Genomic DNA, 19929 nt, shown 5'->3' with positions numbered 1-19929 from the left:
CCCAGCCGATGGCCGAAGGAAAGAAGAAACGCCTGGAGATTTTCGTCGTGGTGAAGGGGCATCCCTTCGACCGCAACGCATTTGAAGCAATGGTCGTTGGCATGGGCATGGAGCCGACGATGGTCGACCAGCCCGCCGCCGCCGCGTTGCTGAACCCCGATGCGATGGCGCGGTACGACGCCATCCTTTTCTATGACATGCCGGGACTGGACTTTCGCGCGCCGGCCGCCGAGCGGCCGCATTTCATGGAGCCGGAACCGGCGTTCAAGGCGGGATTCCAGGCGCTGCTGGAGCAGGGCAAGGGCATGGTGATGATGCATCATGCGATTGCGGGCTGGCCTGCCTGGCCGCTCTATAACGAGATGCTGGGCGGCATATTCCTCTACAAACCGACGCAGATCATGGGGCGCGACCGGCCTGAGTCCGGCTATCTGGGCGATGTCAGCTACACGGCGCGCAGGGCGGAAAGCGATCACCCCGTACTGGCCGGAGTGCCGGAGCGGTTTGACCTGACCGATGAGCTGTATCTGGGCGAAATCCATGACCAGCCGGGTGTTGAGCCGCTGCTCTATCTGGACACGCCCATTGATCCGGCGCGGTTCAATTCCGCCCTGCATGCAGTGCGTGGGGTTGGAGAGGCGGAGGCGCCCTGGGTGCGGCCTGCGCTTAATCCGCTGCTCGGCTGGGCGAAGGCGGCGGGCAACAGTCCGCTCGTCTACCTGCAGCCCGGCGACAGCGCGGCGACCTATGCGGACGCCACTTACCGCCTGCTGCTCGGCAATGCGCTGCGCTGGGTGGCGTCACCGGAGGGCGCGCAATGGGCGAGAGCCAAAGTTTCAGAAAGGGTTGCCTGATGTCCGATATATTGTTTCAGCCTGTACGTATCGGATCGATGGAGGTGCCAAACCGCATCGCCATGGCGCCCATGACACGCGAATTTTCGCCTGAAGGCGTTCCGGGCGGCGATGTGGTCGACTATTATCGCAAGCGCGCGGAAGGTGGCACCGGCCTGATCATCACCGAAGGCATGGCCGTGAATGCGGCGGGCGCGCATGACGGGCCGATCCCGCTATTCTTCCGGGATGAGACGATCAGGGCATCGGCGGCCATTGCGAACGCCGTGCATGGCGCGGGCGGAAAGATCGTGCCGCAGCTTTGGCATGTGGGGGTGCAGGACTCGCCGACCGAGGTGAACCCCTCGACCGTCAAGCAGAAGCCCCGCCGCGTCGGTCCGTCCGGCCTGTTGGGCACTGGAGAAATGGGGGGCGACGCGCTCGACGAGCAAGGCATCGCCGACACCATCGCCGATTTCGCGCGCGCCACCCGCGCGGCGCGGGAGGCGGGCTTTGATGGTGTTGAGGTCCACGGCGCGCATGGCTATCTGCCTGACCAGTTCCTCTGGCCGCGCACCAACCGGCGGACGGACGGATATGGCATTGCCGCGGACCGCACCCGCTTTGTCGTCGAGCTGATCAAGGCGTGCAAGGCGGCGGGGGGAAGCGACTTTCCCTTCATCCTGCGCTTCTCGCAATGGAAAAGCTTCGACTATGCGGCGCGGCTGGCGGAGACGCCGGATGAACTGGGGGCCATTCTCAAGCCGCTGGCGGATGCCGGAGTCGACGCCTTCCATTGTTCCACCCGGCGCTTCTGGGAGCCGGGCTTTGCCGGCGATCCGATGACTCTGGCCGGATGGGCGCGAAAGCTGACCGGCGTGCCGGTGATTGCGGTCGGATCGGTGACGCTGGAGATGGATTTCAAGGAAGGCATGACCGAGGATACGGGCGGCATCGCCAACAGCGCGGCCCGGTCAAAGGATGTCGACGCCGTCGCGCGGCTGATCGCCGATGGCGAGTTTGACATGATCGCCGTGGGCCGGGCGATGATCGCCAACCCCGACTGGGCGAACCTGGTGCGGGCAGGACGGCAGGCGGATTTGCGGCCGTTCAGCCGGGAATTGCTGGCGAGTCTGGATTAGGGGCGGCGGTGCCCCGGGCTTATTGAAAAGGACGGGACTTCGACAGGCTCAGCCCGACGGGCAGGACGAGTCGGGCCGATTCAGTGCTTCTTTGCCCCAAAGCACAACGTGCTCCTGCGAAGGCAGGAGCCCAGTTCAGAGGGCGGGCCTGGACTCCATGCGTTGGCTTCGCCGCCCTTCGGGTCGCAGGAGCACGACGCCGCATATCCGTTTTTCGACTTTGCCCGAAACGGACAGAAGAGGGGCCTTACAGCTTGCCCGGCAAACCGGACGCATAAAATGGCGCGGATTTCCCCTGGGGGAGGGAAATCCGCGCCAGTGGCTTCGCGTCAGGCCTTGGCTTTAAAGCGTATCGGCAGCTCGCGGAGCGGGAGAGTCAGGAAGTTGGGGCGGTGGATCGGCTCGGTCAGCGGCCGCGCCAACTGGATATCGTCAAGGCGCGCAAGCATCGTCAGGACGCCGGTGGCGATCTCCTGCCGCGCCAGCACCGCACCGACGCAGAAATGCGCGCCCGCGCCGAAGGCGAGGTGAGTCCCTGCATTGGACCGCTTCATGTCGAACTGGTGCGGGCAGACGAATTTCGCCGGATCGCGGTTCGCCGCGCCATAGCGGACCACCACCACTGATCCTTCGGGGATCAGCGTGCCGCTCAATTCCACATCGCGGGTCGCGCGGCGGCGCAGGCCCTGGGTCGGGCTTTCGATGCGGATGACCTCCTCGACGAAGCCCTTGATGAGCGCGGGATTGTCGCGAAGCTCCTGCATCTGCTCCGGATGGCGGATCAGTTGCAGCATGGCGTGACCAATCGCCGTCATCGTCGATTCGAAGCCGCCGCCGATAAGCTGGCTCATCACGCTTTGCAGTTCCGCCATGGACAGCGGCTCCTCACCCTCCGCATGGGCGTGGACCAGGCCGGAAATGAGATCGGGCTGCGGATTGGCGCGCCGGTCGTCGAACATGCGCGCCAGATGATGCTGGGCCTCCAGCTCTATGTCAGCAACGGTGCGCAACTCCTCCTCATTCATCTGGCGCGAGGCGGGGGCGAGCATGGCGTCGGCCCAACGCTTGAAGGTTGCCACTTCCGTCGGAGCGAGGCCCATCTGCTCGGCCAGGATGATGCCGGGCAGCAGCATGGCGAATTCGGAGATGAACTCGCATTCGCCGCGACCGGCGAAACTGTCGATCAGGCGGTTCGCCACCTCCTCAATATGGGGCGTCATTTCGCGGACCCGGCCCAGAGTGAACACCCGGTCGACCAGTTTGCGATAGCGGCTGTGGGCGGGCGCGTCGGTGCGCTGAAGTGTCTGGATATGCGGCCAGCCATGCGCGCTCAGATAATGCTGATGCTTGTCGGAAAGTTCCGGCCCCTGCAGCGACGCGCGGTCGACATCGTTGGAGAAGGTGACCGGATCGGTCAGCACGGCGCGAAGATCGGCATAGCGGGAGACAATGAAGAAGCCGGTTTCCGGCATCTGGTAGATGCCCGGATATGCCTGAATCGCCTCATACATGCCGAAGGGGTCATCCTGAACCTGCGGGTCCAGCAGGCTGAAATCCTCAAGCCGCTTCTTGGTGGCGTCCATGCTTCTCTCCCGGCCTTGCCTGTCGACGCCGGCGCGCCGGATAACAGGCGCGCTATGCCGATGGGTGGCGATTTGTTGGTGCAGATGACTTAATATATTGATGGGCCTGTCCGCAAGGGCGATGGGCGACTCTGGAACAAAAAATAATCAATTCGATTATTGCGATGCAGCAAGATTCGCTGAATTCGGTGAAAAATTGTCAGATTTTGCCGCATTTTGGCCATTCTGCGCTTGCTCTGCCGAAAATTATAAAGTCACTTGCCTTAAATAATCGACGTGGATAGATTGCCCTTATCGAAAGCCGGGGCGTTTGCTCCCGCTGAAGGTGCGCGTCGGCAGGCGTGACAGAAAAGATCAGAGTTGAGGGGATTATCGATGCAGAGTTTCCGAGAATCCGGCGCAAGCCGTTTGACCGTCCTTACCCGCATGCTGCTGGGCAGCAGCGCGATCATTCTTGCCGGAACGGCCGTAACCGCGCACGCCCAGACCGCCCCCGCCGAACAGGCCGATGCCGCACAGCCGGCCGCGGCATCGGGCGAAGAAGGCGGCCTGCAGGACATCGTCGTTACCGCCCGCAAGCGTCAGGAGTCGGTGCAGGACGTTCCGGTGTCCGTTACCGCGATTTCGGCCGTGGAAATCCAGAACCGCGACCTGAGCACGCTGGAGCGCCTGGCCGCCGCGACGCCGCAGCTCGCCATCGGACGTAACGCCACCGGGTCCGGCGCGCAGCTCACCCTGCGCGGCGTCGGCTCCAACTCCCTGTCGATCGGCACCGAGCAGTCGATCGCGGTCATTGTGGATGGCGTTTATTATGGCCAGGGCCGCACCATCAACGAAGGTTTCTTCGACCTGGGCGGGATTGAAATCCTGAAAGGTCCCCAGTCGCTATTCTACGGCAAGAACGCCACCGCCGGTGTGATCTCGATCACCACCGCAAACCCGACCGACCATTTCACGGCCAGCCTGCGCGGTGGTTATGAGTTTAACGCGCAGAAGGTTTCGCTTGAGGGCGTGGTGTCCGGCCCGATCAGCGAAACGCTGGGCTTCCGCCTCGCCGTGCGCGCGTCCAAGGATTATGGCAGCCTGTTCGATAATCTGGCTGGCCCCATCACCTACAACACCCGCGACACGCCGACAGCGACGACGGTTGCGCCCAACACGCCGCATATTGCCGGGGCAAGCCCGGATGACGGCCCCAATGAGCGCGAGATACTAACCCGCGCCACGCTGCACTGGCAGCCGACGGACAATCTCTCGGCGACCTGGAAGGCGAATTACGGCCTGAACAAGACTCAGCCCGGCACCTGGAACTATGCGGTGTTCGCATGCCAGGGCGGCACCAGCACCACGTCGCCGGGCACGCCCTGCGTTCGCGACTTTGCTGGCCGCGTCAACAACCTGCCCGCCGACATTGCGGCGGAGACGCGATTTGCCCGTCCCGATGGCCTGAACTTCAACACCTACAAGTCCTGGGGCACGACCCTGTCGCTGGACTATGACCTCGACAATCTCGCCATCTCATCGGTCAGCAATTACAACTGGAACAAGAACCACTGGTCGAACGACATTGATTACCAGTCGTCGCCCACGGTCAACATCTGGGGCGCGGAAGTCAGCAAATATCATGCTTACTCGACCGAGCTGCGCCTGCTCAGCAAGTTCGACTCCCCCGTCAACTTCCTGCTTGGCGGCTATTACCAGAAGACCAAGCGCGGCTTTGAGCAGGTCGTCCTGAACAATGCTTCGGAGAACAGCGCCGCGCCGGACGGCTACCGCTACGTCACCTACGCCAAGGATTCGGGCACGGACGGCGAAACCATGTCGGTCTACGGCCAGGTGATCTGGAAGATCGTGCCGACTATCGAAGCCGCGGGCGGCGTGCGCTACATCCACGAGACGAAGGACAGCTATTTCGTCCAGCCCTACGCCAATCCGCGCTTTGCGGGCATCAGCTACGCAGTGGGCCAGACGATCACCGCCGATCAGACCTTCAACAACTGGTCGCCGGAAGCGTCGCTGACCTGGAAGCCGAGCCGCGACATCACCGTCTATGGCGCCTACAAGACGGCGTACAAGTCGGGCGGCTTCTCCAACAGCTCGATCCTGACCACCACCACCCCGGCCGACTTCTTCACCTTCGATCCGGAACGGGCGAAAGGCTTCGAAGGCGGCGTCAAGACGACCCTGTTCGACCGTCAGTTGCGCCTGAACGTCGGCGTCTATTCCTACAAATTCACTGACCTGCAGGTGACATATCTCGACTCCGCCGCGCTTTCCTACAATTCGGTCAATGCGGGCAGCGTGCGGACCAAGGGCGTGGAGATGGACTTCACCTATGCGCCCCGTGCCATCGAAGGTTTCGAGCTGAACGGCAGCGCGAACTATAACAAGGCGCGTTACGGATCGTCCATCGCGCCCTGCTATGGCGGCCAGACCCCGGCGAACGGCTGCTTCCCCGGCCTGCTGGTGCCGCCGGTGGCCGCAACCCCGACAACGCCCGCGCGCGCCGGAACGCCGGGTCAGGATCTGAACGGGCTGCCGACTTCGGACGCGCCGCTTTGGACCCTGTCGCTGGGCACCCGGTATGAGACGCCGGTTACCGAAGGTATGATCCTGGGCCTGTCGGTGGATAGCCGGTACAGCTCCAGCTATCTGACCTCATCGTTCGGCACGCCGCTTTCCCGCCAGAACAAATATGTGAATCTCGACGCGTCGGTCCGGTTGCGCGCAGAGGACGACCGCTGGGAAATCGCCCTGCTGGGCAAGAACCTGACCAACCAGTTCGTCGTGACCGGCGTGACCGACGCCAGCGGCTCCGGCGCTGGCACCGGCACAGCCGCCGGGCGCACGGCGGATCAGGTCGGCTTCGTGTCGATGCCGCGCACAGTCGCGCTGCAGCTTACCTGGCGCATTCCCTGAGATGCCGCTTTGCCTGGGCATGATCGGGACAGAGCATCGCCGGCCGGAGGCACTGGCCTCTGGCCGGCGGTTGCCATTCACGGCGCGCCCGCATCAGGCCCAATGCCTTTCCCATTTTTCACGCCGTATAGTCGGAGAGACAGTTGAAACTGCCCGTGCACAGTGATGCGACCATGTCAGAGCAGATCGATCCCTTCACTGTGGGCGGCACCCTGTTTCATGCGGCGAAGTATTTTCCAGATCATGACGCGCTGATCTACAGCGGCAGGAAGGCAAGCTATACCGGGCTTCTGGAACATGCGATCGATCGGGCGCGCGGGCTGATCGGCCTTGGCGTAAAGCCGGGCGACCATGTCGGCGTGTTGATGCCCAATTGCTGGGACTATGTGATCCTTTATTATTCGATCAACCTGATCGGGGCGCGGGCGGTGCTGCTCAATGCCCGATACCGCCCGGACGATCTCGCCTATGTGATCCCCAAGGCGCATATCCGTCATCTTTTCATCGGCGGGCAGGCCTATCGTCATTGCGATTACCGGCCGATGCTGACCGAGGTGTTTCCCGGTCTGGCGGATTGGACGGGCGGGCCGCTGCAACTGGACGCTGCGCCGGCGTTGCATCAGGTGATCGAGCTTGGCGATCCGCGCGAAGGCGCCTGGCCGAAGGACGCCGCCGTCGAACAGGCGGCAGCCAATGTGACGCGCGACGCGGTACTGGCCGCTGCACGCGCCGTATCTCCTGACGATATCGGCATGATGATCTTCAGTTCCGGCACCACGTCCCGGCCCAAGGCGTGCATGCTGACCCACCTGTCGCTCAGTCAGATGGGCGCGGCGGTGGCCGAGCGCTTTGCGCTGACGCCGCAGGACCGGCTGTGGGACCCGCTGCCGCTGTTCCACATGTCGACGATGCTGCCGATGGCGGCATGCCGGTCGGCCGGCGCATGCTTCATCGGCATGGACCATTTTGACGGGGACACGGCGATGGCGCTGCTGATCGCGGAGCGGCCCACGGTGCATTATGCGGGTTTCCCGACAATCATCTCCGCGCTGGTGACGCATCCCGACTTCGCCAAATATGACCAGTCGCGGCTGCGCATCAATCATGTGGTCGGGCCGACCGACCTGCTGCGCCGCTATGGCGCGCTGTTCCCCGGCGCGGTGGCGGTCAACAGCTACGGCCTGACGGAAGCGACAGGCGTGCCATGCTACAGCGCTCTCGATGATCCTGAAGACCTGCTCTATGAAACCAGCGGAGCACTGTTCGACGGGATGGAGGCGCGTATCCTGGACGAAGATGGCAAGGAAGTGCCCCACGGTACGCCAGGCGAGATATGCCTGCGCGGCTTCGGCATTTTCGCGGGCTATTATGACGACCCGGATGCGACTGCGGCGGCGATAACGCCGGAAGGCTGGCTGCATACGGGCGATCTCGGCCGTATCGGACCGGGCGGGCGGTTGATTTATGACGGCCGGTTGAAGGATATGCTGAAGATTGGCGGCGAGAATGTCGCTGCGGTGGAGCTGGAAAGTTTCCTGATGACCCATCCGGCGATCCGCATGGCGCAGGTGATCGGCGTGCCCGACGACCGGCTGATGGAAGTCGCCGCCGCCTATATCGAGCTTAACCCCGGCGCGGAGATGACGGAGGATGAGGTCGTCCGCCACTGCGTCGGCGCGATCGCCAGCTACAAAATTCCGCGTTACGTCCGCTTTGTCGAAAGCTGGCCGATGAGCGCGACGAAAGTGCAGAAGTTCGAGCTGCGCCAGACGTTCGAGCCAGCCGGCAAGATCGACGTCGCCGCCTATACTAGGAAGGGAGCATGAAGGCCCCGGCGGGTACCGAACCGAAACCCGGTTTCGCCGCATGGTATCTGATCGCGGCATTGACGCTGGCCTATACGGCGAGCTTCATCGACCGGCAGGTGCTCAATCTTCTCGTCGGCCCGCTCAAGGCCGATTTCGGACTGGATGACACGAAGCTCAGCCTGTTGCAGGGCGTCGCCTTCACCAGCGCATATATCCTGTTCAGCCCCTTGTTCGGCCGTCTGGCCGATACCGGGAGCAGGCGCGGCATCTTGATCTTCGGCATTGCGCTCTGGAGCATCGGCACCAGCCTGTGCGGCCTGTCGCGCACCTATTGGCAGTTGTTTATGGCGCGGTTCGGGGTCGGCGGGTCGGAGGCGTGCCTGACGCCCGCCGCCTGGTCGATCATCGCCGACAGCTTTCCCGAACGGATGATCCCGCGCGCCTTCAGCATCTTCATGATGGGGCCATATCTGGGCGGCGGTCTGGCGTTGATCTTCGGCGGACTGTTGCTGGAAAGCGCGGAGCATTGGGACCTGTCCGCCGTGCCCCTGATCGGCGCGATGAAGCCGTGGCAGATCGTCTTTCTGGCGGCCGGCCTTCCCGGATTGCTGATCGTCGCAATGATGTTTTTCGTGCGCGAACCAGTCCGCCACGCCAGCCGCATCGCCGAAGACAAGGGGCAGATGGCGATGGCCGACGTCTGGCGCGTCTTTATCCAACATCGCGGTTTCTATGGCAATTTCTATGCGGGCATGTCGTCGCTGGTGGTCTGTCTCTATGCGTTTCCGGCGTGGATGCCGACGGTGCTGATCCGGCGGTTCGACGCGGCCGCCTCCACGGTCGGCGTCCAATATGGCGCGCTGGTTCTGGTGACGGGATCGCTGGGCGTGCTGACCGGGCCATGGCTGGCGCGCATGCTGGAGAAGCGGGGACGGGTGGAGTCGCTGATGCTGCTCCCCTTCTGCGCAGCGGTGGGCCTGATCCTGATCTCAATCGCGCTCGGTTTCACCACCAGCTATGCTTCCGCGCTTGCGGTGGCGACGGCGGCCAGCTTCATCTACAGCATGCCGCAGGCGCTGGCTTCGTCAGCGCTGCAACTGGCGACGCCGAACCGGATGCGCGGCATCGCATCGGCCGTCTATGTCTTTGTCGTTAGCGTGACGGGCCTTGGCGCTGCTCCGACAATCGTGGCGCTGCTCACCGATCATGTGTTCGGCGACGAGAAGCGGGTGGGGGACTCGCTGTCGATCACCTGCGCGGCGGCCGCGTTGCTGTCCGCATTCTTCCTGTGGCGGGCGCTTAGATCCTATCGGCTGCTTCTGGCGCACCGCTGAGTTCGGGCAGGGTCAGCCCCTCGAACAGTTTCAGCCCGTCATGGCGATAGGGGGCAGTGAGCGCCGCCGACATCTGCTCCAGAGTGTCATCGACCAGCGATTGCAGCGAAATATCCTGATCGGGCAGGGGAAAGCCGCTGTCCCGGCGCATCAGCATGTTGAGGAACATCAGCTTGCACAGACCGACGCGCAGACGGAGGACATCGGGCGGAACATAGCTGACCCGTTCGATGATCAGCCTTCGGACGCGGCGAAGCGCGGGAACCGGCACTTCGGGATCGTCATAGGGATGCTTGATCCCCTCGGCGCGCGAGCGGGTAAGATATTGCGCGAGGAATGCGGAATAGGGGTGGGCGCCCTTTTCATCCGCGATGCTGAGATGAGGGAGGCACATCACCTCCAGCAGGACGCGCGCATTTTTGAGCTGCCCGGCTTCCTCGGCCTGATCCAGCATCTTCTGCCGCAGCGGTTCAAACAGGTTCGTGCGATAGTCGAAAATGTCGTAGACCAGCCGTTCCTTGGTCCCGAAATGATATTGGACGGCGGTGTTATTGCCTTGGCCTGCGGCGGCGGCGATTTCGCGCAAGGCAACGCCGTCTATGCCGCGATCGGCGAACAGGCGTTCGGCGGCTTCCATGATCTTGATCCGCGTCGCGGCGGTCACGATGGATCGTCTTTTCCTGCCTTCATCCCTGATCGCGGTCGCCATCACCCCGTTTCCCCACAACTGACTTAAAAATAGCGATAGTGAGTCGGCGCGGGAACGACAACCCGTCCTGTAGAGCGCATTTGATCAGTAAGCATTGGCTGCAAGGATCGCGGCGAGAAGGCCGGTTTCGACCAATTCGATGCCCGCACCATGCCCATCGCCGGATATGCCGCCAAGCCTGCGCCGGACATGCCAGCCCCATAGAGGGGTCATCAGAAAGGTCAGGAGAAGCGCCGGAGACACCCAGGCGCTGGCGATCAGGATGGCGCTCCACAGGGCAATATGCACGGGACGGATTGCATCCCTGAAGCGGGCGGCAAGCCCGGCATGTAGCGGCGGCAGCCATAGCGTCCACACCAACGGCCCGATCCGGGCGGCGAAGGGGATAAGGATGAGCGCGGGGAACAGGCCAGCCATAACCATGCCGTGCAGCAGGATCAGTTTCGCCACGATTTGCAACGCGATCGCCACGACGCCAAAGCTGCCGACATGAGGATCGGCGAGGACAGCCAGAAGCTTCTCCCTGTCCTTGTGCGCTGCGCCGCCCGCGTCGGCGAGATCTGCCAGGCCGTCCAGATGAAGCGCGCCTGTAACGAGCGTCCACATCGCCAGACCCGCCAAGGCCCCGGTCCAGGGATCGATATGCGCGCCCAACCACGCCGCGCCGGAGACGAACAGGCCGACGACCAGCCCTGCCGCCGGAAACCAGCGCATCGACGCCGCAAAATCAGCGTCGTTCGCCATCACCCGCGGCATGGGCAGGCGTGTCAGAAACTGGATGGCGAGGATCAATCCCTTCATTGATACAGTCCGATGATCTGGGCGGAGGGCTTTTCGCCCGGCCAGATATGCAGGGACAGCATGCTCGCATAGGGGAGGTCGAACATCCACACCTGACGATGATCAAGGCCGCACAACAGGGCCAGCGCCGCACGCATTGCGCCGGCGTGGGTCACGACCAGCGTGTCGGCCGCGCGCAAGTCGCCAATCGCTTTGCCCACGCGCGCGACGATGCTGGACCAGCGTTCGCCGCCCGGTGGCGGATTGGCTTCCGGATCGCTCCAGAACGGGGCGAGGGCGTCCGTCCCGATATCTGCAGCAGCGCGCCCGTCCCATGCCCCGAAATCCAGTTCCCGCCAGCGCGGATCGGTCGTCAGAGGCATGGCCATGCGGAGTGCAATAGCCTCTGCCGCGGCTCTCGCCCGCAGCAGATCGGACGAAATGATCGCGGCGACATCCAGCCGCGCGGCGCGCTCCACGCATGCGGCTAGTCCCTCCTGCATAGGGACGCAGTCTGTCCAGCCTGTCATCTTTCCTGCATCGATGGGCGTTCCGTGACGCAGAAGATGCAGGCGGAAACCCGTCATCAGGCGCCCGAAACGCCTGCTTCCGCGAAGGTCGCCATCCCGTTATGGGCGGCAAGAGCGCTGCGGATCACTGTAACGGCGACGGCTGCTCCGCTGCCTTCGCCAAGGCGCATGTCGAGGTCGAGCAATGGCCTGAGACACAGGCGGTCAAGCAGGCGGATATGCCCCGGCTCGGCGGAACGGTGCCCTGCGATGCAATGTTCGGTGATGGCGGGGAAGGCGGCGGCGACCGGTGCGATGGCGGAACAACTGATGAAACCATCCAGCACCACGGGAATGCCCGCGTGGCGCGCGGCGATGATCGCGCCCGCAATCGCCACAATCTCGCGCCCGCCGACCCGGCGCAGGGTTTCAAAAGGCGTCATCGGCGCGTCGGTGTGGAAAGCCAGCGCCTTTTCGATCACCGCAATCTTTCGCGCGATCCCCGCATCGTCGACGCCGGTGCCGGGACCCGTCCAGTGCGCTGCCGACCCGCCAAGGCTTCGCGCGCAGAGCGCGGCCGCCACAGTGGAATTGCCGATCCCCATTTCGCCCACGGCCAGCAGGTCGAGGCCGGAGTCGACGACGGCCGCTCCGCGAGACAGGGCCGACAGGCATTCCGCCTCGCTCATCGCGGGCGCAACGGTGAAGTCGCTCGTCGGCTGATCGAGATCGAGCGCCTCGACATGCAATTCCAGACCGGCTGCGGCCGCCAGAGCGTTGATCGCTGCGCCCCCGGCCTGGAAATTGCGGACCATCTGAACAGTCACTTCGGATGGGAAGGCGCTGATGCCGTGAACGGTGACGCCGTGATTGCCTGCGAATATCGCAGCGCGCGCCCTGGCGATTTCCGGGCGTTCGCGCCCCTGCCAGCCCGCCAGGAAAATGGCGATCTCCTCCAACCGGCCAAGCGACCCGGCCGGCTTGGTCAGTTGCGCCTGCCGCGCGCGCGCTGAGGCAATGGCGTGCCTGTCCGGGCCGGGAAGATCGCGGAGGGCTGCGTCAAATTCGGCAATGGATCGAAACGGTTTCATTCTGTCGCCACAAACGCTTCGGGTGGAGTGCGGACGATGAAATGTCCCTTCACGCCTTCGGGCCATTTGGCGAAGGGGACGCGGCCATGCGGGCTTTCCGCATAATGCATGGCATAGTCGAGAATGGCCCGCGCCGAGTCCGCGTCCGGCGCGAAGCGCCCCAGCACATAGCCCAGCTTTCCAGGCGCGCGCAGATGGACGGTGCAAAATTCCGAGCAGGCGAAAAGGCAGGGCATTTCCTGCACGGCGACCGTGGCATAGGCGGGGTCGGAAGCCTGCGCCGAACGCAACGCCTCCGCCAGCCTCGCTCCGCCGCGAATCCCTTCGGAATCCTCGCGGGCTTCCCGGCTATGGCGGCAGGTGTTGCACACGACCACTGCCGGGACATTATCCACTTGAGTCAGCATCGCTTCGCCTCCTGCCGGATAATGTCCCCCCGCGCCAGCGCGCGGGGGGATTATTGTTCAGGCTGCCCGCGTCCGCGACGTCACGGCGGGCACGCCTATCGCCGTCATCGCGCGATAGAGCATCATGAGGCCCGCCAATATCGCGGCATCCCGCACAAACTGGCGCATGACGACACCCGGCGCGAACGCCATTTCCACGCCGCCAAGCCATATCGCCCAGACCAGCACCGCCAGTTTGAACGCGATGAATGCGCTGACATAGGCCGCCGCCAGCTTCAGCCATGCCGGAAGCTGCGCCGTGCGCGCTATGGCGCCATAGGCCCCAAGCACTGAGGCGACAGCGGCGGTGGCCAGGCCCACGGCCCAGCCCGCCGTCTCCAGATCGCGCGGATAGTCATGGATGCAGAAGCCGACCACCTGACTGGCCAGCCAGGCGGCGAGGACCAGCGCCACGCCGTCACGCCTGCGCATGTGGACCGCCGCCAGCGCCGCGAGAGCCGGGAACGGCGTGGCGCAGGCGAGCGCCAGCGTCGTCACCGTGCTCGCCGCCGTCAGCAGCATGATCCAGAGCGTGGAAGCCCCGCGCTGGGGGACTCCCGTCATCTCCTTCGCGGACATCAGAAGCGACCCCTGATGCCGGCGTAGATGCTGCGGCCCAGCGTACCATAGCGATTGACGGTCATATATTTCTCGTCGAACAGGTTTTCGGCCCGCGCAAACAGCGAGAAAGTGGACGACACGGCAAATTCAGCCCGCAGATCGACCAGCGTGTAGTCGTCCAGACGGGTGGTGTTCGACGCATTGTCATAGCTCTTGCCCGACCAGCGGATCGCCGCGCCAGTCGTCAGGCCGAAGGGCCATTCGTAGCTGATCGATCCGTTCGCTGTGTCGCGCGGACGGCGCGGCAGCCAGTTGCCGAACGTGCTCGCCCCGGTGGAGCGATCTTCCGCCACGGTCCAGCTATAGTTGGCGTCGATCGTCAGACCTTCGACCGGGCGCAGCGCCGCCTGCGCCTCTATGCCGTGCGCCTTTGCGCGGGCGACATTGTCATAATAGCCAAATCGGCTGATCGTCGTACCGGGAATGAAGCAGATCGGCAGGGTGGACGGGAAGTCGCAACTGGCGAAGATAATCTGGTCAGTCGAGGTCCGTTCGAAATAGGTCGCGCCGAAGCTCAGCGCGCCATCCATCAACCGCTGCTCGACGCCAGCTTCCCAGCCACGCGCCTTTTCCGGGTTGAGGCTGGTGTTCCCATATTCGGAGAACAGTTGGTAGAGCGAAGGTGCCTTGAAACCCTCGCCATAGCTGGCGCGAAGCACGGTGCCGGTGGGAAGCACCCAGATGCCGCCGCCGGAGAACAGCGTCCGGCCACCGTAGCGGCTGTGATCGTCATGCCGCACGCCGCCGGTCAGCGTCAGGCCCGTAATGGGCTGAGCCTTCAACTCTCCATAGAAGCTGGTGATCTCCGCCTTGCCGCGGCCGGGTTCGGGGATCGGCGCCGACAGGGATGCGGGCGGCGAAACGCTGCGGAAGCGCGAACGCTCATTTTCCGCGCCGAACAGGACCGTCCAGCCCTCGGCCACCGTGAAGCTGCCCTGATATTCGAGCCGCTGGTTCCGGCCTGCGGCATCGAAGGTCTGTGCGCGGGCGCGGGTGGGATCGTAATTGTCGCGGTTGGTATCAGTGTAGCCGAAGCCGAAACGGTTTTGAAACCGGCCGTCGAGGAGTGCGACATTGAGGCCCGCATAGCCCACGAAATCGCGGCTGAGGCTATATTCCTGACTGTCCCCGGCGAAGCCGTCAATTTCCACACGGCCGCGGGAATAATAGGAGCGCAGGTCCACCGACACGCCCTCGGTAAGGGCGATCTCCACCCGGCCGGTGAGGCTGCGATTGGTATAGCCGTCCCTTTCCCGTCCACCGGCCGCCGGCGCAATGGCCGATATGCCGTCAGTGGTGAAGGTCTGGCCGCCGATCCGCCATGTCACGGGGCCGGTCTTGCCGCCCAGCGCCGCGCGGCCGCTGACCGTCTGGCGCGAACCGGCCTCGACGTCGAAGCTGCCTTCCAGATCCTTTTCGGGAAGCGGCGTTACGATGTTGACCACGCCGCCGATCGCCTGACTGCCCCACAGGGTCGACTGGGGGCCACGCAGCACCTCTATGCGTGAGACATCGCCGGTCAGAAGGTTGGCGAAGTTATAGCCGCCGCCAGTGGAGGAGGGATCGTTGAGCTTCACGCCGTCAATCACCACCACTGTCTGGTCGGTTTCCGCCCCGCGGATGCGCAGCGACGTTAACGTGCCATATCCGCCGTTGCGGGAGATGCTGATTCCCGGCGTGCGCACCAGGATTTCCGTCACACCCATGTCCTGGGCGCGGTCGATGTCCGCCTTGTCCAGCACGGTGATCGACGCGGGAACCTGATCCAGCGGCGTCGCGAGCCGCGTGGCGGTAACGACGATCGAGCCCGCCTCCGCATCCGCAGCGGCGTCAGGCGATGTCGTTTCCTGCGCGAACGCGGTGGAAGACAGCAGAACTGACAAAAGAGAAAGAGATTTGAACATGATAGTACCCCGACTGTGGCCCGCGCGCCGGAGCGGGGGGCAAGCCGGTGGCCTTCGAGCGCACGGCATCATCCCCGCAGTCACGCGGTCCGATCATGTCGTTACGCGGGTTTACCCCCGTCCGCCCGGCACACCCTGTCCGCACGAAGAACGACCGCGACGGGCAGGTCTCCTGGCTCACGGGTCAGCGCCGTTCCGGTTCGCCTTCTCGGAACGAATGTTCCAATGGCATGTGAACCGGTGGCTCGCCGCTTACAGTTGCAGGGGCAGCCGGGGCCTTCAACCCCGTTCCCATTTTCATCCCCGTCTCCGGGGAACCTGTCGCAGCGGGGCCATTAGGCGATAGGCGCAGACCCGTCAATCATTTCGGTTGCGCCGCACAAATGCTGGTTGGAGGCGTCAATTCGCCCGCCGCGCCGCCACTATGGCGATCTTGGGTTCCAGCATTTGGCCCTTTATGACGCCTTCGCCTTCGGTTGGAGAGGTCGGCGCGTCCAATATCCGCTGCACGACGTCCATGCCTTCAACGACATGGCCGAAGGCGGCGAAACCGGCATTATCCCCTTCGCCGGACGGGTTGGCGTCGAGCGAGGGCATGGGACTGGCGGTGATGAAGAAATCCGATGTCGCCGACCCAGGCGCATAGCGCGCCATCGATATCACGCCGGCGGTATGACTGATGCCCGTTTGGCTGGTCGGTTCATGCGCGATGGGAGGGAACAGCCGGGCGGGGTCTCCCCGCGCGCCGCCCTGTATGAGACCTTCTCCGGCACTGAATTTCATCGCGCGGTAGAAAGTGATCCCGTCCAGCTTCTTGCTGTCCACATATTTCAGGAAATTGGCGGTGGTGATTGGCGCCCGAACGGGATCGAGCGCAAGCGTAATCGCGCCTTCGCTTGTCTGGAGGACGACCCGAATGAGGGCCGCTTCGGGACGTGCCGCAGCAGGCTGCGCGTCTTGCGCCAAGACGGGCAGGGGGCTGGCAAGCAGAAGGGCGAGGAAGGCGGCGGCAAGGAGTCTCTGCATCATCATGCCGCTTCTTAACGCCGAACATCCCCGCTTGCAGCGGTCAATCGCCGTCCTTCTTCACAATGCCATAGCCATTGGGGCTGAGTTGCAGATCATATGTCTTGCCATTGAGGGCGCGAGCGTCATCGACTTTCCAGATCGGGCCATCCTCATCAAATTCGACCCGGTTCCAGCTTTTGAAGCCTTCGGCCGTGAGTTTCGCGGCGATCGCCTGCATTTCCTCCTTGCTGGGTCCCCGGTCGGCCAGGGCCGGGCTGGTGGTGCACAGGCCGATGACGACCAGGGTCAGTCCGGCGGCTGTGGTGATATTCGGGCGGATCATTGTCCTTCTCCATGGTTGAACAGCCTCTCAACCGATGGAGCCGGTCCTGCGTTCCGCCGGAGGTGACGCGTTACCGTTTCAGCAATGACCGGAATGCAGGTTGCGATAGCGACCACGCCTGCTCGGCGGTTTCATGCGCGAACGTCTCGTCATGCGTGCTCCTGCCGGCCAGCCGCAGGCTCGCCTTGGTGCGAAGCAGCAGTTCCCGCGGTGTTTTCGCCATCGGCGCGGCAAGGGCTTTTGCCGTCTCCAGCGGGCCGGACGCTTCGCTCAGCGCGTCCGCCAGACCGATGGATAGCGCCGTTTCGCCGTCCACAGCTTTTCCCGCCAGAAGCAGTCGCGATGCCTGCGACCATCCCACGGCCCGCAACAGCAGCCAGCTATGGCCGCCGCCTGGATGCAGTCCGATTTTCAGGAAGCGTGTGTCGAACCGCGCCTCCGGGCAGGCCACCCGCATGTCGCAGGCAAGGGCGAGGTTGAAGCCCGCGCCGACGGCTGGCCCGTTCACGGCCGCTATGGTCGGCAACATGCTGTTGGCGACTGCCATGAAGGACCGGTAGACCATCGTCACCGCCGCATCGTCGCCTTCCGATGCGGCCTGGAGGTCGCCGAAATCCGCGCCCGCGCAAAAGGCGGACCCTTCCCCGGTGACGATCAGGGCATGGATGCCCTCATCGGCCTCGGCTTCTGCGAGCTTTTCCAGAATGGCTTCGCAAAGAGGGACGGTCAGGATGTTCCGCCGCTCAGGATCATTCAGCGTCATGATGGCTATGCCATCCTGCTTCTCCAGTTTGATCAAACTCATGACCACGCCCCCTTTCCGGTATTGTTCAAGCAGTTAGACGCATGCGCAACGGACCGCCACATCCGCGTCGCGGACTGCCGCCGCCCGTGTTTTTAAGGTTAATGAAATATGCTATCATCCGAGTCGCTGGGGCGGCCTTTTTCATAATGTTGCCGCGGGATTTTGCGACATCACATGACACCGGCCGACCGGCTGGGACAGGCATTCTCTGGGGGACGTTATGGTGGGTTCGTCCGCATTGTTGCTCCTTGCCGCTGCCGCCCCGTCCGCGCAGGCAGCACCGCCAGCGCCCTCCGTTCAGCCCCATGCCGATGCCGAATGGGAAAAGGCCCTGATCCTGGTGGGCAAGGACGCCAACGGCGTCGTCTGGTTCGTGCGCGCCGGAGACATGGCGAACAAGGATAATTTCCGGCCGGTGGTTTGGGTGACGAAAGACCATAGTTCAGACAAATCCACCAAAGCCCGCATCACGCGCAGCCTGCAGCAGTTTGATTGCATGGCGGGCACAACGGATGTGCGGGCGACCGTCGGCTTTTCGCCCAAGGGCGCGATATTGTGGGATGCTGAATCCGCGCATCCGGACCCGCAGCCGATCGCGGCCGCATCGATGGCCGATGCCGTGCGTAAGAGCGTCTGCCCGAAAATGGCGCCCGCCATGACCAGCGCGATGCAGGGCAGCCGCTGACGGATGGCCTCGCGCAAAACAAAATAGGCCGCCGATCGATTTTATTTGGTTGAACATCCTGCGCCTTGCTCCCAATTCCCGTTCTCAATCGCAACGGGAATATCGGCAAAGGAGGCATGACGTGATCGATCTCTACTACTGGACCACGCCGAACGGGCATAAGGTTACGCTCTTTCTGGAGGAAACCGGCCTTCCTTACCGGGTGCATGGCGTCAATATCGGGAAGGGTGAGCAATTCACCCCGGAATTTCTCAGCATCGCGCCCAATAACCGCATTCCCGCCATCGTCGACAATGATCCCACGGGCGGCGGTGCGCCGGTTTCCCTCTTTGAGTCCGGCGCAATCCTCCTTTATCTCGCAGAGAAAACAGGGAAATTCATTCCTGCTGACGTGCAGGGCCGGGCGGAAGTGCTGCAATGGCTGTTCTGGCAGATGGGTGGCCTAGGCCCGATGGCGGGGCAGAATCATCACTTCAGCCAATATGCGCCAGAGAAGATTCCCTACGCCATTGAGCGCTATGTGAAGGAGACGAACCGGCTGTACGGCGTTCTCAACAAGCGGCTCGCCGATCGCGCTTTCGTGGCCGGGGATGAATATAGCATTGCCGACATGGCAAGCTATCCCTGGATCGTGCCCTACGCCAATCAGGGTCAGGACCTGAACGACTTCCCGCATCTGAAACGCTGGTTCGAGGCTATTGCCGCCCGTCCGGCAACGGTGCGCGCCTATGGCCTGGTGGAAAGCATCAACCCCAACCAGAGCACGATCCGCACCGAGGAGGAGCGCAAAATCCTGTTCGGGCAGACCGCATCGGTCGTTACCGCCAAGGCCGAGTGACGAATTTCCGGGAGCGAAACGCGCGGGCGCCGGTTTAGACGGGGCCTGCGCATCCTCCCGGAGACACCCATGCTGGAAATCCTCAAATGGTCCGCGTCCCTTAGTGGCATGGTCGCGGCTTTCACGGTGTCGCTCGACAGCGGCAGGAAGATAACGGGCTGGGGCTTCGTGCTGTTCGTTTTCTCCAGCATCGCGTGGATCATATCCGGCATGCTGGATAGCGAAGGCGCGCTGACGGCCCAGAATTTCGTATTGTTCGCGATCAACCTGTTCGGCGTATACCGCTATCTGATCCGCAAACGCGCGACGGGCTGACGCCTCAATATTCGGCGTCGCGCTGCAACGTCACGGCGTCCAGCACCTTGCCGCCGGCCATGAATACGGCCCCGGTGCAGGCCAAGGCGAGGAGTTGCCCGCCAAAGCCGGGATATTGCTGCATATAGACGATGCCGCGCTCGACCGCGCCCAGGCCGAGGGCGTAAATAATCAGAAACGCCTCGAACTTGGTCTTGATCGTGAAAAGGCGCTTGATCCGTTGCATCGTCATCCTGAAGGACATCCGTGCCGGCGG

General features: G+C 63.5%; 20 protein-coding genes and 1 riboswitch. Of the genes, 8 read left to right on the top strand and 12 right to left on the bottom strand.

Going from position 1 to position 19929, the window contains the following annotated elements:
* The first annotated feature begins 8 nt into the window (after positions 1-8).
* A complete protein-coding gene (locus tag BHQ40_RS03475) occupies positions 9-854 on the top strand; it encodes a ThuA domain-containing protein (protein WP_070152385.1) in 846 nt (281 codons plus the stop codon).
* Entirely contained in the window at positions 854-1975 is a 1122-nt protein-coding gene (locus BHQ40_RS03470; protein WP_139139166.1) for an oxidoreductase, read from the top strand. The genes BHQ40_RS03475 and BHQ40_RS03470 overlap by 1 nt, the downstream gene beginning before the upstream one ends.
* Before the next feature lie 329 nt (positions 1976-2304).
* On the opposite strand, the gene BHQ40_RS03465 is transcribed toward BHQ40_RS03470, so the two are convergent.
* Positions 2305-3558 (bottom strand): cytochrome P450, encoded by a 1254-nt coding sequence (locus BHQ40_RS03465; RefSeq protein WP_070152382.1) that lies wholly within the window; start codon positions 3556-3558, stop codon positions 2305-2307.
* 375 nt (positions 3559-3933) lie between these two features.
* Between BHQ40_RS03465 and BHQ40_RS03460 the strand changes: the two genes are divergently transcribed.
* The 3 genes from BHQ40_RS03460 (at position 3934) to BHQ40_RS03450 (ending at position 9619) form a co-directional block, all read left to right on the top strand.
* Positions 3934-6477, top strand: a complete 2544-nt coding sequence (locus BHQ40_RS03460) for a TonB-dependent receptor (RefSeq protein ID WP_083276673.1) — start codon at positions 3934-3936, stop codon at positions 6475-6477.
* A gap of 143 nt (positions 6478-6620) precedes the next feature.
* Positions 6621-8303: an AMP-binding protein gene (locus tag BHQ40_RS03455; protein ID WP_070152379.1), complete on the top strand. Its 1683-nt coding sequence runs from the start codon at positions 6621-6623 to the stop codon at positions 8301-8303.
* Complete coding sequence (locus BHQ40_RS03450) at positions 8300-9619, top strand: MFS transporter (RefSeq protein WP_070152376.1); 1320 nt, start codon at positions 8300-8302, stop codon at positions 9617-9619. Before BHQ40_RS03455 ends, BHQ40_RS03450 begins: the two co-directional genes overlap by 4 nt.
* On the opposite strand, the gene BHQ40_RS03445 is transcribed toward BHQ40_RS03450, so the two are convergent.
* From BHQ40_RS03445 to BHQ40_RS03400, 10 genes are all read right to left on the bottom strand, one after another.
* A complete protein-coding gene (locus tag BHQ40_RS03445; protein WP_070152373.1) occupies positions 9585-10328 on the bottom strand; it encodes a TetR/AcrR family transcriptional regulator in 744 nt (247 codons plus the stop codon). The two genes, BHQ40_RS03450 and BHQ40_RS03445, sit on opposite strands and share 35 nt — an antisense overlap.
* A gap of 84 nt (positions 10329-10412) precedes the next feature.
* Positions 10413-11129, bottom strand: coding sequence for an adenosylcobinamide-GDP ribazoletransferase (locus BHQ40_RS03440; protein ID WP_070152370.1), 717 nt, complete (start codon positions 11127-11129; stop codon positions 10413-10415).
* Complete coding sequence (locus tag BHQ40_RS03435; protein WP_070152367.1) at positions 11126-11695, bottom strand: histidine phosphatase family protein; 570 nt, start codon at positions 11693-11695, stop codon at positions 11126-11128. Before BHQ40_RS03435 ends, BHQ40_RS03440 begins: the two co-directional genes overlap by 4 nt.
* Entirely contained in the window at positions 11695-12708 is a 1014-nt protein-coding gene (gene cobT, locus BHQ40_RS03430) for a nicotinate-nucleotide--dimethylbenzimidazole phosphoribosyltransferase (RefSeq protein ID WP_070152363.1), read from the bottom strand. The genes BHQ40_RS03435 and cobT overlap by 1 nt, the downstream gene beginning before the upstream one ends.
* Complete coding sequence (locus tag BHQ40_RS03425; protein WP_070152359.1) at positions 12705-13115, bottom strand: DUF1636 domain-containing protein; 411 nt, start codon at positions 13113-13115, stop codon at positions 12705-12707. The genes cobT and BHQ40_RS03425 overlap by 4 nt, the downstream gene beginning before the upstream one ends.
* Before the next feature lie 57 nt (positions 13116-13172).
* Complete coding sequence (locus BHQ40_RS03420) at positions 13173-13718, bottom strand: hypothetical protein (RefSeq protein WP_171905744.1); 546 nt, start codon at positions 13716-13718, stop codon at positions 13173-13175.
* 14 nt (positions 13719-13732) lie between these two features.
* Positions 13733-15679 (bottom strand): TonB-dependent receptor plug domain-containing protein, encoded by a 1947-nt coding sequence (locus BHQ40_RS03415; protein WP_070152356.1) that lies wholly within the window; start codon positions 15677-15679, stop codon positions 13733-13735.
* 145 nt (positions 15680-15824) lie between these two features.
* Positions 15825-16016: riboswitch (cobalamin riboswitch) on the bottom strand.
* A gap of 62 nt (positions 16017-16078) precedes the next feature.
* Positions 16079-16705 carry a peptidylprolyl isomerase gene (locus BHQ40_RS03410; protein ID WP_070152690.1) on the bottom strand — a complete coding sequence of 209 codons (627 nt, stop codon included), beginning with the start codon at positions 16703-16705 and terminating at the stop codon, positions 16079-16081.
* 43 nt (positions 16706-16748) lie between these two features.
* Positions 16749-17030, bottom strand: coding sequence for a PepSY domain-containing protein (locus BHQ40_RS03405; RefSeq protein ID WP_083276671.1), 282 nt, complete (start codon positions 17028-17030; stop codon positions 16749-16751).
* 70 nt (positions 17031-17100) lie between these two features.
* Positions 17101-17835: an enoyl-CoA hydratase gene (locus tag BHQ40_RS03400; RefSeq protein ID WP_070152353.1), complete on the bottom strand. Its 735-nt coding sequence runs from the start codon at positions 17833-17835 to the stop codon at positions 17101-17103.
* A gap of 220 nt (positions 17836-18055) precedes the next feature.
* On the opposite strand from BHQ40_RS03400, the gene BHQ40_RS03395 reads away from it, so the two are divergent.
* The 3 genes from BHQ40_RS03395 to BHQ40_RS03385 all read left to right on the top strand — a co-directional run bounded on the left by BHQ40_RS03395 (position 18056) and on the right by BHQ40_RS03385 (position 19673).
* Positions 18056-18520, top strand: coding sequence for a hypothetical protein (locus BHQ40_RS03395; protein ID WP_070152350.1), 465 nt, complete (start codon positions 18056-18058; stop codon positions 18518-18520).
* 121 nt (positions 18521-18641) lie between these two features.
* Positions 18642-19358, top strand: coding sequence for a glutathione binding-like protein (locus BHQ40_RS03390; RefSeq protein ID WP_070152347.1), 717 nt, complete (start codon positions 18642-18644; stop codon positions 19356-19358).
* Positions 19359-19427: 69 nt separating this feature from the next.
* Positions 19428-19673, top strand: a complete 246-nt coding sequence (locus BHQ40_RS03385; RefSeq protein WP_253183242.1) for a hypothetical protein — start codon at positions 19428-19430, stop codon at positions 19671-19673.
* A 4-nt stretch (positions 19674-19677) separates the two neighbouring features.
* Here the strand turns inward: BHQ40_RS03385 and BHQ40_RS03380 are convergent, their stop codons facing one another.
* Positions 19678-19899 carry a hypothetical protein gene (locus BHQ40_RS03380; protein WP_070152682.1) on the bottom strand — a complete coding sequence of 74 codons (222 nt, stop codon included), beginning with the start codon at positions 19897-19899 and terminating at the stop codon, positions 19678-19680.
* Positions 19900-19929 lie beyond the last annotated feature (30 nt).

This window comes from Sphingobium phenoxybenzoativorans, from assembly GCF_001757355.1.
Lineage (GTDB): Bacteria > Pseudomonadota > Alphaproteobacteria > Sphingomonadales > Sphingomonadaceae > Sphingobium > Sphingobium phenoxybenzoativorans.
This window is presented reverse-complemented; position numbering and strand designations above follow the sequence as displayed.